At 69.3% G+C, this 13,062-nt stretch carries 12 protein-coding genes; 2 read left to right on the top strand and 10 right to left on the bottom strand.

Translation table 11 applies throughout. The features are described from left to right. Positions 1–588: a hypothetical protein gene (locus ACFVRO_RS05330; protein WP_386950026.1), complete on the top strand. Its 588-nt coding sequence runs from the start codon at positions 1–3 to the stop codon at positions 586–588. 170 nt (positions 589–758) lie between these two features. Here ACFVRO_RS05330 and ACFVRO_RS05325 read toward each other — a convergent pair whose 3' ends face one another. The 10 genes from ACFVRO_RS05325 to ACFVRO_RS05280 form a co-directional block, all read right to left on the bottom strand. Further along, positions 759–1,085 (bottom strand): DUF86 domain-containing protein, encoded by a 327-nt coding sequence (locus tag ACFVRO_RS05325; RefSeq protein WP_386950024.1) that lies wholly within the window; start codon positions 1,083–1,085, stop codon positions 759–761. Positions 1,086–1,108: 23 nt separating this feature from the next. Then, on the bottom strand, positions 1,109–1,591 hold the full coding sequence (locus ACFVRO_RS05320; RefSeq protein WP_386950021.1) for a nucleotidyltransferase domain-containing protein: 483 nt from the start codon (positions 1,589–1,591) through the stop codon (positions 1,109–1,111). A gap of 148 nt (positions 1,592–1,739) precedes the next feature. Further along, entirely contained in the window at positions 1,740–2,180 is a 441-nt protein-coding gene (locus ACFVRO_RS05315) for a DoxX family protein (protein ID WP_105676389.1), read from the bottom strand. A gap of 142 nt (positions 2,181–2,322) precedes the next feature. Next, positions 2,323–4,149, bottom strand: a complete 1,827-nt coding sequence (locus ACFVRO_RS05310; protein WP_386950018.1) for an ABC transporter ATP-binding protein — start codon at positions 4,147–4,149, stop codon at positions 2,323–2,325. Continuing rightward, positions 4,146–5,930 (bottom strand): ABC transporter ATP-binding protein, encoded by a 1,785-nt coding sequence (locus ACFVRO_RS05305; protein ID WP_386950016.1) that lies wholly within the window; start codon positions 5,928–5,930, stop codon positions 4,146–4,148. Before ACFVRO_RS05305 ends, ACFVRO_RS05310 begins: the two co-directional genes overlap by 4 nt. Positions 5,931–6,094: 164 nt before the next feature. Next, on the bottom strand, positions 6,095–7,195 hold the full coding sequence (locus tag ACFVRO_RS05300) for a DUF4185 domain-containing protein (protein ID WP_386950013.1): 1,101 nt from the start codon (positions 7,193–7,195) through the stop codon (positions 6,095–6,097). 32 nt (positions 7,196–7,227) lie between these two features. Next, positions 7,228–8,121, bottom strand: coding sequence for a carbohydrate ABC transporter permease (locus tag ACFVRO_RS05295; RefSeq protein WP_105676393.1), 894 nt, complete (start codon positions 8,119–8,121; stop codon positions 7,228–7,230). Beyond that, positions 8,121–9,047: a carbohydrate ABC transporter permease gene (locus tag ACFVRO_RS05290; RefSeq protein ID WP_223585646.1), complete on the bottom strand. Its 927-nt coding sequence runs from the start codon at positions 9,045–9,047 to the stop codon at positions 8,121–8,123. Before ACFVRO_RS05290 ends, ACFVRO_RS05295 begins: the two co-directional genes overlap by 1 nt. A gap of 74 nt (positions 9,048–9,121) precedes the next feature. Then, positions 9,122–10,486: an extracellular solute-binding protein gene (locus ACFVRO_RS05285; RefSeq protein ID WP_341941007.1), complete on the bottom strand. Its 1,365-nt coding sequence runs from the start codon at positions 10,484–10,486 to the stop codon at positions 9,122–9,124. Between the two features lie 152 nt (positions 10,487–10,638). Further along, positions 10,639–11,784, bottom strand: coding sequence for a DUF4185 domain-containing protein (locus ACFVRO_RS05280; protein WP_386950010.1), 1,146 nt, complete (start codon positions 11,782–11,784; stop codon positions 10,639–10,641). Positions 11,785–11,857: 73 nt separating this feature from the next. Here ACFVRO_RS05280 and ACFVRO_RS05275 point away from each other — a divergent pair, with 73 nt between their 5' ends. Beyond that, positions 11,858–12,793: a hypothetical protein gene (locus ACFVRO_RS05275; RefSeq protein ID WP_386950008.1), complete on the top strand. Its 936-nt coding sequence runs from the start codon at positions 11,858–11,860 to the stop codon at positions 12,791–12,793. Positions 12,794–13,062: the final 269 nt, after the last annotated feature.

Raw genomic sequence — 13,062 nt, 5'->3', positions numbered from 1 at the left:
ATGCTGTTCTCTCTGACCGGTGCGAGCGGCGCGGGCAAGTCGACCGTGCTGGCGCACCTCGAGACCGTGGACTGGGGAGTCCCGGTCCGCTGCGTGGAGTTCGACTCGATCGGGGTTCCCGACGGGGCGGACACCGCGTGGCGGCACGGCGCCGTCGAGCACTGGGTTCAGCAGTTGCTGATCGCCCAGGCCGACGGCGCCCACGTGCTGTTGTGCGGCCAGGTGCCGATGGGCGAGCTCCTCGCCGCGCCCTCCGCCGATCAGCTCGACGGCATCCGCGTGTGCCTGCTCGACTGCTCCGCCGACGTGCGCACGGAGCGGCTGGTGCACCGCGGCGAGCATCTGGAGGCGATCGTGCACCACAACCGCTTCGGCGAGTGGTTCCGCGCGCACACCCTCGACCCCCGGCACGCCCCGGAGGTGATCCGCGTCGCGAGCCCCCTGCCGATGCGGTGGGAGCGCTGGGCCGACCTGGAACCGGGAGACCCACGCTGGTCGGCCGAGATCATCGACACCGACGCACTGACCCCGCAGGAGGTCGCGGCATCCGTCGAATCCTGGGTGCGCCGCGAGCTCGCCGCACTCTGAGGATCACCCGCCCATCCCCACCCCTCTCCCGCCCCGAGCCCCCTCCGCCTCCGCCTCCGCCTCCGCCTCCGGGCACAGTTTCGGATCTCGGACGCGACACCCCGACAAGACGACGGATGCCGCGGCGTGTCCGCCGCGGCATCCGAAACCGTGCCCGGTGAGACGAGGCGTCAGGGCGACGTGGCGTCGTCCTCGCCGAGTGTGTGCGCGTGCAGCGCGCGAAGCGCTGCCTCCACCTGAGGCACGTCCTGTTCGACTGTGGCCCGCACTGTGTCGATGTCGATCCACGCGTAGCCGTGGGCAATGCGATTGCGCATCCCCCAGATCACGGTCCACTCGTCGCCGAACAGGTCGGTGGTCAGTGACGGCGCACCGCGGTGAAGAGACTCGATCATGGCAGCGAGCCTCAGCGAGACGGCATCCGCCACCGTCTCGTCGGCGAGCGATCCCTTTTCGAGGTGCCGGTGCACCGCGTCCAGATGAGCGAGCGCCTCCACGACCAGATCCCCTGTGGACCGGCTCACAGCGGCACCGCTTCGGCGAGCGCCCGTTCCTTGACGTGCGGCGGAAGGCCGCGCAGAGGCACGGCATCCACAGGTGCCTCGAGGATGGCAGCGAGTTCGGACTCCAGACGCGACAGCATTCCGAGCCCGAGCGCTTCGGGGGTCTCCACCAGCAGATCGACGTCGGACTGAGGGCCCTCAGTACGAGTGGCGACACTGCCGAAGAGATGCACCTCGGTCACGCCGTATCTGGAGAGAACGGCGAGCAGCCGCTCCCGCTCCCTGGAGACCTTCAATGCGAGCGGTCCCGGCTGCGCCTGCTTGAGCAGTCGAGACACTTCGGGCTGGCTGCGCCCGACCACCGCTGCGATCTCTCTTTGCGTGAGACCGGCCGCGGCCGCACGATGAGTGGCATCGACGAGAAGATCTCGGGCTTCGCGCTGCAGAGCATCCGCTCGTCTCGCTTCGAGCCGGATCTCCTCTACGGCGCCGTCTGTCATATAGCAAATGCTATCACCCGGGTCTCGGTGCGAATCCGGCCCGGGCACAGCTTCGGATCTCGGACCCGACACCCCGACAAGACGACGGATGCCGCGGCGTGTCCGCCGCGGCATCCGAAACCGTGCCCGGTGAGACGGGCGATCCTGCTCAGGCCAGCCAGGCGGGCGCGCGGCCGCGCAGGAAGGCGCCGTCGAGCGAGAAGCGTCCTGCGCCGGTGAACGCCAGCGCGAGGGCCGCGACGCCGAGGACGGCGACGAACTCGTAGCCGCCTTCGCCGACCCAGAGGCCGGCCGGGAGGTGCACGGCGACGATCGCGACGAGCATGTCGATCGCCAGCAGGATGCCGACGGGACGCGTGAACAGCCCGAGGGCGAGCAGGATGCCGCCGATGAGCTCGACGAACGCGACGACGGGCGCCGCGATCTCGGGGAGCGGGACTCCCATGTCGGCGAAGCTGCCGATGGTCCCAGGAAGGGTGTATTCGAAGATCTTCTGCGCACCATGGGCGGCGAAGATCAGGCCGACCACGACGCGCAGGACGAGGAGTCCCAGCGAGGCGGAGGCGGAGGGGGCGGTGGTGTTCGTCATGAGGAGTTCTTCCTTCGTGGCAGGACACCCGCGCGCCAGGCGCGGAGCAGGGTCGTTCCCTGCCGACCACGCTAGGAAGCGGTTCTATCCGTCTCCTGTGCGTGTGACGCCCCGTTACCTGCGGGGGCGCGTCCACGCGTGTTCACTCACCCTGCACCCCGCCGGGCATCGACGGGCCGCGTGGCTGCTCAGCAGACCCTGTGCCCTCGTCGCTCCATGCCCGCCACAGCGCCGCGTAGCTCCCTCCCTCGGCGATCAGCCGGTCGTGCGACCCGATCTCGACCACCCGTCCGTCCTCGACCACGGCGATGCGGTCGGCGTCGTGCGCCGTCGAGAGCCGGTGCGCGATCGCGATCACGGTGCGGCCCTCCAGCGCGGCAGCGAGCGCGGACTCCAGTTCGCGCGCCGCACGCGGATCCATCGCCGAGGTCGCCTCGTCGAGCACGACCGTGTCAGGGTCGGCCAGCACCACCCGCGCGAGTGCGAGCTGCTGCTCCTGGGCACCGCTGAGCGCCAGCCCGCCCGTGCCGACCGCGGTGTCCCAGCCGTCGTCGAGCGCGTCCACCCACGCGGCGGCGCCCACGGTCGTGAGCGCCGCGCGCAGCAGCGCGTCGTCGGCGGCCGGATGCGCCAGCAGCACGTTGTCGCGGATGGTGGTCGAGAAGATGTGGCTCTCCTGCGACACCAGCAGCACCGCCCGCCGCCGCCGTTCCACACCGATCAGCGCGATGTCCTCCTCGCCGATCGTCGCACGACCCGAACCGGGCGCGTCGAGTCCGGCGATCAGACGGCCGATCGTGGACTTGCCGGCACCGGATGGCCCGACCACTGCGAGGCGCTCACCGCGCGTGACCCGCAGGTCCACCCCGTGCAGCACCTCCCTTCCCGCTCGGTAGGAGAAGCGCACGTCGGTCAGCGCGAGCTCACCCGACGGCGCGCGCCTCTGTCCGACCTCGGTCTCGGCCTCGTTCACGGCATCCGCTCCCACCCCGAGCACCCTGGCGAACGACACGAACCCCCGCTGCAGCTCGTCGGTGCAGTCGATGAGCTGCTCCATCGGCGCGACCAGCGCAGAGGCGTACAGCGTCACCGTCACCACGGCGCCGATCGACACCCGCCCGTCGAGCGCGAGCCATCCGCCCCAGGCCAGCGAGGCGAACACGGGGATCGCGAAGGCGAGGTTCGACCACGGCAGCATCACCTGCCTCAGCCGGATCCTGCCGACCGCGGCCGCCCAGTGCCCGGAGATCGCGTCGTCCATCGAGGCGTCCCGTGCTGCCCTCAGGCTCAGCGACTCCACGGTCCTCGCCCCTGAGGCCGTCTCATGCACCGAGAAGTACATCGGACCGTAGCTCTCGCCGAGCCGCCGGTAGACGCCGGGGGCCCTGCGCACGTACCACCGCATCACCACGACCAGCAACGGGATCGCCAGCAGATAGACCGGGGCGATGAGCGGCGAGACGAGCACAGCGGCCGTGACCGTGAGCACGACCGTCACCGCGGCGATCAGTGACTGCGGCAGAGCATCGCGCACGGTGCCGCCGAGCGCCCGCACGTCTTGCGTCGTGCGGGTGACCAGTTCGCCGGTGCCGCCGCGCTCGATCACGCCGATCGGCAGCCGGAGCGCGTTGGCCATGAAGCCGTCGCGCACCTCGCGGAAGACGTCTTCGCCGAGAACGAGCGCCGTGCGGGTCGCAGCGAGCAGCAGCCCGGCCTGCAGCACCACGCTCCCGATCATCGCCCCGCAGAGAAGAGCGATGGTGTCGGCCGACGCTCCTGCGCCGAGCCGGTCGACGAGCACCCCGAACAGCCGCGGTGGCGCGAGCGCGGCGAGCGCCGCCACCCCGTACAGCGCGACGATCACGGCGATGCGGCCCCGACGACCGCGCCAGAGACCGAGCAGCGCGGTCCACACCTCGCTGCTGGGCGCGGTGGGGAGGGACGCCGGGGTGTCGGTCGTCTCGCTCATCGTTCCTCCGCATCCGCTTGCGCGTGCATGTCCGCATCCGTCCTGGCGCGGAGCACAGCGGCACGATAGCCCTCCTCCGCGAGGAGGTCGCCGTGCACGCCCTCGGCGACCACCGACCCTCCGACGACGAGCACCACCCGGTCGGCGACGGTCAGGATCGGCGGACTCGCCGAAACGACGACCGTCGTCCGCCCGCGGCGATGCGCCCGAATGCCGTCGGCCATGCGTTCCTCCGTGGGGGCGTCGACCGAGGACGTGGGGTCGTGCAGCACGAGGATCTCCGGATCCGTGAGCAGGGCCCGGGCGGCGCCGAGTCGCTGCCGCTGCCCGCCCGAGAACTCGATGCCGCGCTCGCCGACCAGCACGTCGAGCCCTCCTGCTGCGGCGTCGACGATGTCGATCGCGTCGACGGCCGCCACCGCGCGACGGATCTCCTCGTCGTCGTGCGTCCCGCGCGGATCGAGCACCTCGCGCAGCGTGCCGCTGAACAGGAAGGGCACCGGATCGGCGACCACCACCGTCTCCCGCACGACGCCGATCGGCAACGCACGCGTCGACGCGCCGTGCAGCAGGGTCGGCGTCGACGGCCGGTCCGTCATCTCGAGCCGCCCGAGCCGATCGACCAGTTCTCGCGCGTGTCCGGCATCCGACACGACCACGGCGAGCAGTTCTCCGTTGCGCACCGTCGCCCCGGTCCGTTCGTCCACGAGAGCCGGCACCGAGCCCGGAACCGACCTCACCGCCCCTGAGACAGGCTCCGGCACGGCATCCGCCGGACCGTCCGACCACAGCGGCTCGACCTCCAGGAGCTCGCCGATCTTGCGGGCGCCGATGACGGCCGCCACCGCGACGCGCATCACCTGGTTCAGCAGGGTCACCGGCAGCATCATGAACCCGGCGTACCCGTAGAACGACACCAGCTCCCCTACCTTCAGGTCTCCCTGCGCCACCAGCACCGCACCGATCCAGGTGAGCGCCGCTACGAGCACGCCGGCGATGAGCACGTTGACCCCCTCGGCGGCGGCGAGCGGCCAGGCCGCCCTCTTCGCGGCCTCGCCGAGCTCGGCGGAGTGCGTGCGGAAGCGCGCCAGGAATCTGCTCTCGCCGCCGATGCCGCGCAACACCCGCATGCCTTTCACGCTGTCGGCGGCGACCGCGTTCATCGCCTGCGACTCCTGCCGCACGACCGACTGCCGCGCGTGCAGGGATCGCACCAGCGCGAACTGCAGCAGCGCGAAGGCCGGCACCCCGACGATGACGAGCAGTCCCAGCAGCACGGAGTCGCGCAGCAGCAACGCCGACACGGTGAGGAAGGAGACCACCGCCGACACCAGGGACCCCACGTTGAGGGGCACGAAGCTGATCGCCCAGGAGTCCGAGCTCGCCATGGTCACCAGCGCGCCCGCCGGCAGGTCACGGTCGGCGGCGACCGTGGACCTGGTCGACGCGCGCACGATCACCTGGTTCACCCTGCTCGACGTGCGCTCGAAGTTCACCGACCCGGCGCGGTCGCGCAGACCTTGAACGAGCGAGTGCTGCAGCTGCAGCCAGACGACGACGCCGAGCCACCGGAGGAAGGCGCCGGGGTCTCCGGCGACCAGCCCCTCGTCGATGGCGCGGCCGATCGCCCACGGGGTGAGGGCGAGTCCGAGCAGCCACACCACGTCGCACACCGTGCCCTGCAGCACTGTCGTCCACTGCATCCGGATGAGCCACCACAGGAAGCGCCACGGTGTCGCCCTCGTCGGCGGGACGGAATACGGTTCGGGGATCGAGCGCATCGCGCTCTCCTTTCGCCTGCGATCACGGAGGATGCCGCCGGCTCGTCGTCGAGCGGGCGGCGAAGCGACCTGGCGCGTCGGAGGCGGGTCGCGGAGTCCTGTGTCACACGCGCATGGACGGCATGCTACCCCGCCCCGTCCGGAAAGGAAATCGATCTCATCGCTCAGACGAGCCCCTGCACCCGGAACTGCTCGGAGTGGTAGACGCTGTTGTTGTCGGTGCGCCACTGGCTGACGCTGAGGTGGAGGTCGGACAGCGTCGACCCGGGGATGATGTATCCGCCGTAGAGCTGCGCCACGTGCGAGGCGTCCTCCTGGTTCCACTCCGACCCCGTGAGCAGGGTGGTCTTCGTGGCCGTGTAGAGGTTGTCGGTCGGGGTGCTCAGCACCATCGCGTCGATCCGGTACGCGCCGGAGTTGAACCACGTGAGGATCCATTTGCCGCCGAGGGGCCGCAGGCACATCTCACCGAACTTGCCGCCGAGCACCTCGGTGACCGGCTTGCCCCATCCCCACGAGCCGTTCGCGTATCCCCAGGGCTGGTAGGCCGACAGTGTGGTCATGTTGTTCGACGGGACCCGGTAGAGCACGATGCCCTTGTCGCGCTGGAAGCCGGTGCCGTAGATGTACACGTAGCCGTCGTTGCCCTCGCCCCACGTGATGCACTGGAACTTGCCGCCGGCCATGTCCGCGGGGAACTGCAGTCCGGTGTGCTGCCAGGTCGCGCCGTTGTCGTCGGACTTCCACAGCTCCGTCCAGCGCACCGTGCCGAACTGCGGGCCGTTGACGATCGCGTGCAGGTACATCCGCGAGCCGATCGTGATGACGTCCGACGGGATGACGGTCGTGAAGTAGTTGTCGTGCGGGTAGTACCAGAGCTGCGGGGCCGTGCCCTGCGTGTTCGCGCCGGCACCCGCGCAGCCGTTGAACGTGACGCCGGAGACGAGGTTCGTGGTCGACGAGTACAGCGCCACCGGCGAGCGCCAGTTCGCGCCGCCGACGTGGTCGGCCCAGGTGTCGCCGAACATGAACAGCATCCGTCCGTCCGGCGTGCGCGCGGGGATGCCGAGATCCGTCGCCCCCACCCCGTACTGCAGGGGCGCCTGTGTTCCGGCCAGCACCTTGACCCTCGTCACGGTGAGACCGGCGGCGGATGCCGGTGGCGCAGGGGCCGTCGCGGCGATGAAGGCCGCGCCGATCACCGCTGCTCCCTGGATGAGTCCTCGGCGGCTGATGCCGCGCTCGTTCGTGCTCTCGGTCTCCATCGACCGCTCCTCTCGTCACCGCATGGGTACTGCTACTTGAGACCTGCCATCTTGATGTTGCCGATGATCTGCCGCTGGAAGATCAGGAAGAGGATGATGACCGGGGCCGCGGCCAGCACGGAGCCGGCCATGAGCAGTCCCAGCTCGGTGCTGCGCTCGGAGCGGAACGTCGCGAGGTACTGCTGCAGCACGAACTTCTCCGGCGAGGTGATCGTGAGGATCGGCCAGACATACGAGTTCCAATAGGCCAGGAAGGCGGTGATCCCCATCACGACGAAAGGCGGCTTGGAGAGCGGCAGGAAGATCCGCCAGAAGATGCCGAACCTGCCGCAGCCGTCGAGCATCGCCGCCTCTTCGAGGCTCTTCGGGATGTTCAGGTAGAACTGCCGGATGAAGAACACCATGCCCGCGCTCGCGAGCCCGGGGATCACGAGCACGGCGAGCGTGTCGAGCATCGCCAGCCGGGTGACGACGATGAAGCTCGTGAGCAGGATCGTCATGCCGGGGATGAACATGGTCGTGATGATGATCGCCCAGATCAGTCCCTTGAAGCGGAAGTCCAGCCGCGCGAAGGCGTACGCCGCGAGGGAGTTCACCGCGAGGCTGCCGACCGTGAACAGCACGGCCCCGAAGAACGTCCAGATCATCGTCCGGAGGAAGGTCGGGTCGGCGAGGATCTGCGCGTAGTTCTGCCACAGCCACACCTCGGGGAAGAACTGGAAGGGCGTCTCGACGACCTCGGTCTTCGACTTGAAGCCGGCGATCACCATCCAGGCGAGCGGGAACAGTGACGCGACCACGAACAGCGCGCCGACGATCACCTTGCCGAGGAGGACGAGCCATCCTCCGGCGCTGCGCGGCGTCCTCGTCGAGCGCGGCTCCTTGCCGGCGAGGACGATGCGGGTGGTCTCCTGCATGACGGCCATCAGTCCACCAGCCTCTCGGAGTTGACGAACTTGAACACGAGGGCGGAGATCGTCCCCAGCACGACGAACAGCAGCAGCGCCGCCGCGATCGAGTAGCCGACGTTCACGTCGTTGCGGAAGTGGTTGAAGATGAAGAGGTTCGGCAGCGTCGTGGAGTCGAGCGGCCCGCCCTGGGTCATGACGAGGGGCAGCTCGAACTGCTGGATCGCCGCGACGAAGCCGGTGATGAGCAGGTACAGCACGACGTTCTTCATCTGCGGGATCGTGATGTACGAGGTCTTCTGCCACCAGTTGGCGCCCTCCATCGCGGCCGCCTCGTAGTACTCGGCGGGGATGTCGACCATCGCGGCGACCATGATGAGGGAGGTGAGGCCCATGCCCAGCCAGATCGCGGGCACGGCCACGGCGATCAGCGCCCACTTCGGGTCGCCGATCCAGGCGATCGGCTCGATGCCAAAGTTCCCGAGGAACGCGTTCAGGAGTCCGCCGGAGTAGTTGTAGATGAGCACGAAGATGATCGAGGCGATCACGGCGGAGATGATCGTCGGGATGTAGATGCTGACCTTCAGGATGCTCGCCGCCCGACGCGACACGGCGACCACGAGGCTCGCGAAGAAGAAGGCCAGCACGAGCATCACCGGCACCGTGAGGAGCACGAACGCGAAGCCGCGTCCGATCGTGGCGAGGAACAGCGGATCCTTCAGGACGTTGGCGTAGTTGCGGATGCCGACGAACTCGGGATCCTTGTAGAAGCTCCAGTCCTGGAAGGACAGGTATCCGGCGTACACCGCCGGCCAGATGACGAAGATCCCCAGCAGCACCACGACCGGCAGTAGGAACCAGTAGGCGGTCCTGTTGTCGCGGTATCGATAGCGGTTCTTCCTGCGCCGGGTCTCCCGGCGCTCCTCCACAGCCTGGCTGGCCATATCCACCTCGTCGTGCTCTCGGGGCGTCGTCCCGCCCGGGGCCGCTGGGGCCCCGGGCGGTCACGCGGGCAGGGTCAGTTCTTCGGGGCCTTGTCCGGCAGCCCGTCGCGGTCGATCACGGTCTGGATCGCGGCGTTCGCGGTCTTGATCGCGTCGTCCACGGAGGCGGAGCCCTTCATGACCGACTCCATCGCGGTGCCGACGGCCAGGTTCACATCCCACGGGTAGGTGGAGCCGGCGATGGCGTCAGGGGCGATCTCGTCGACGATGACCTTCGACCAGGGGGCCTTCGCGGCCTCCTCGCTCGCGGCGACGGCATCCTGCACCGACTGCCGCACGGGCACCTTGGTGAACTGCGTGTTCACGAAGAACGGCACGAGGTTGTCGGGGTCACCGGCGATGGCCCATTCGAGGAACTTCCCGGCGGCATCCGCGTTCTTGGTCTTCGCGTCGACGACCCAGGTGAAGTTGCCCATGGTGGTGGCGGTGCGGCCGTCGGCGTCGGACGAGCTCGGGAAGCGGCCGACGCCGGTCTTGCCGAGCAGGTCGGCGTAGTCGGAGCCGATCTCCGACATCATCCACGAGCCGGAGACCTTGAACGCGACCTTCTGCTGTCCGAAGTCCTCGCCGGCGACGTAGGCCGCGAGCGGCTGCTTGGGCATGTAGCCCTTGTCCCACAGCACCTTGTACTGCTCCATGAGGGCGCGGTAGCCCTTGTTGTCGATGTCGGGGGCCGACCAGTCGTCGGTGAGCGCCAGGTGTCCGGCGAAGTTGTACTGCTGGCCGACGGTCGACCAGGCCATCGTCACGGCATCCTGCGCCGGGGAGATGCAGTACTGGCCGTCGCCGAGCGTGGGCTGGATCTTCGCGCAGGCGGCGAGGAGGTCGTCCCAGGTCTCGGGGGCCTTGCTGGAGTCGACGCCCGCGGCGTCGAGCATGTCGGTGTTCCAGAAGAGCACGGTCTGGGGCTCGAGGAGCAGAGGATACGCGTAGTGCTTGCCGTCGATCTCCGAGATGGAGGAGGCGATGTCGAGGATCTCGCCGATCGCGTCCTTCGAGACGATGGAGTCGAGCTCGTGCACGGAGCCCGCGTTCACGAGGTCGTGGAGGTTGGCGGAGCTGGTGTAGACGTCGGGCGCCTTGCCTGCGGCCTGCGCGGCCTTCATCTTCTGGTCCCAGGCGTCCGCCGGCACCTCGGTGTCGACGACCTTGATCTTGTCCTGCGAGGCGTTGAACTTCTTGACGATGTCGGCGTACCACTCGTTCTCCACGGGGGTGAACGTGCGATGCCAGAACTGCACGGTGGTGACGCCGTTCTCGCCGCCGCCTCCCGCCGACTCCCCCGGCGTGCCCGAGCCGCAGGCGGCGAGCATCGATCCGACCGTCAGCGCGCCGAGAGCGGCGATCGCCGTGCGGCGCGTGCGTGTGGTGATTCTCATGGGTTCCTCCTCAGGAACGGACTCCTCGTCGAGTCGCTGCTGTGTGCTCGGCTGCCGCCGAAGGGTTCCGGCCGCGCCGTCGATCTTCGGTGACCGGGTATGCGTCAGATTATGCGAAATCGATTTCATGCGCAAGGTCTCAGACGTGCTTCTCAGCCCTTCCGTTCGAGATCCGCCGAGAACCAGAACACGTTGTACGGTCCCCAGAGGGAGAGCGTGAAGTAGATCGTCCTGCCGTCGTCGCTCACGTAGCGCGGATTCAGGTAGGGCGAGTACAGCCCTGGATAGTCCGCGCCCGGCACGAGTTCGATCGGGTCGCCCCACGGCCCCCACGGCGTGATCCCTTCGCGGATGTAGGCGTTCCCGGCATCCGAGTAGGTCATGATCCAGCGCTCCAGGTACGTCGACCACATCACGGAGAGCTCGCCGATCGTGCCCTCGACGATGGTCTCCGCGTCCGCGAGATCACTGCTCCAGCGCGGGGTCGCCCCATCGGCGCCGGCGAAGTAGGAGTAGGCGGACTGATCCTCGACCGCCTCCTCCGTCGCCCGGACGCGCATCAGCTGCACGCCGCCGAAGCGCCCCGAGGGGATCGACCAGAAGTAGATCCAGTCCTCGCCCCCTTCGCTCACGCGCGCCGTGGCGACCTGCACGAAGTTCGAGTCCCCCGGCCATTCGACGCCCTCGACGGGCTGCCAGGTCGTGCCGTCGTCGCGCGACACGATCAGCGCCGAGCGGTTCGCATCCCAGGCGCCCGGCTCTCCCCAGAACCGCACGGACATGTACGACACGTAGATCGCATCGCCGACCGTGAAGCCGTATGTCGGGATCTTCGTCACCTCTCCGCCCGCCCCGTTGGCGTCGTGATCGCCCTCGATCAGCGCGGCGGCCAAGCCGACGTCATCCGTGACCCAGCCGTCGAACGAGATGCCGTCGGAGGGGTCGTCGTCGGTGCTCCAGGCCGCGACGTTCGACCGCCAGAAGCCGCCCTGCCCGCCGATCGACTCGGGGTCGCGCTCCCCGAACGTGTCGCCGAACAGGAAGAGCGTGCGGTCGCCGACGTCGACCATGGATCCGAGATCGGTGCCGGCGACGGACACGGATGCCGTGTCGTTCATGGCGTCGGGACCGGTGAGCTGCGCGATCTCGGTGAGGCCGGAGACGCCGTCGAGCACGAAGGGCTTGTCGGGGTTCGGGTCGACGCTCACGCCCGATCCCCCTGCGCATCCGGCGAGCGCCAGAGCGAGGACGACGGATGCGGCGACGGCGGTCCTGCGGGGTGCTGCGGTGACGGACATGATCCTCCTCGATCGGCGACGGCCATGGACCCGAATCTAGCGAAATCGATTTCAAGACACTAGGGTCTTCGGCATGTCCGATTCCATCTCGACACCGTGGTTGCGCCCATCCGGCAGCGCCTCCTCCGAGCCCCGGTGGGGGCACCCGGACGGCCTCCAGATCGGCATCGCGCCGATCCCCGGCCCGCGCGGCCTCCTCCGCGTGTTCACCCCGTACCTCGACCACCCGCGCGAACGGCTGGTGAACTTCATCGCCGTCGAGCCGATCGTGCAGGGCGGCCCGGAGCGCGGATTCTCCGAGCTGGAGCCGAGCGCCCTCGACCCCGGCCAGCGCGGCAAGAGGTTCTGGTCGGCTGACTCATCCGACCTCGCCGGGCAGGAGCCAGACGCCTCGCCGGCCCGCGGCGTGATCGATGCCACCGACGGCGTCGAGACGCTGACCATGTGGATCGGCGTCGAGCGCTTCGACAGCGGCGCCGACGTCAGAGTTCGGGTGCGGTTCCGGGCCGACCGGCCGCACGAGGTCGAGCTCGCGGGGTTCGCGAACGCGGCATCCGCTCCGCTGTCGCACCTGATCCTCACCGCGACCATGGGCAACTGGGCGCGCCTGCGCCGCCTGCACCTCGCCGAGCGCGTGGTGCAGCCCGCCGAGCTGTGGCCCGGGTTCTCCGGCACCGGGTTCGCGGAGCACGCGCGCTTCCCTCTCGACGCCCTCACACGCGACGGGGATGCCGCGATCGTGAGCGCCACCGGAGATGAAGACGACCCGTGGTCGGTCGAGTACTCCGCCGACACGGCCGACCACTGGCGCTTCCTCGGACGGAAGGCGGTGCAGTCCTGGCGCGTCGACGACCCCCATCCGGCTCTCGAGGCGCTGGTCAACGCACGGTGGTCGTACTGGGCGAGCGCCTCGCCCATCCCCGGCGGTCCCGCCTACGAGAACGTCGAGGTCGTGGAGCCGTTCCGGCAGGGCGCCGCGCTCCGGTTCTCGGTCGAACCCGTGGACTGATCACGACGCCGAGTCGCCCCACCATCCCGGGCACGGCTGCGGAGCCGACGCCCGACACGCCGCGAGACGCTTCGGATGCCGCGGCGCGGCGGCCGCGGCATCCGAAGCTGTGCCCACCGGGGGCGTCCGAAGCTGGGCCCACCGGGGCGTCCGAAGCCGGGCCCGCCCGGGACATCCGAAGCCGGGCGCACCCGGGACATCCGAAGCCGGGCCCATCCGAGACATCCGAAGCCGTGCCGGGCCCCTTCAGCCCCGACCTGGGGTGCAGA

The organism is Microbacterium sp. NPDC057944 (assembly GCF_042887445.1).
Classification (GTDB): domain Bacteria; phylum Actinomycetota; class Actinomycetes; order Actinomycetales; family Microbacteriaceae; genus Microbacterium; species Microbacterium natoriense.
The sequence above is the reverse complement of the archived record's forward strand: the minus strand, read 5'-3'. Positions and strand labels throughout refer to the sequence as shown.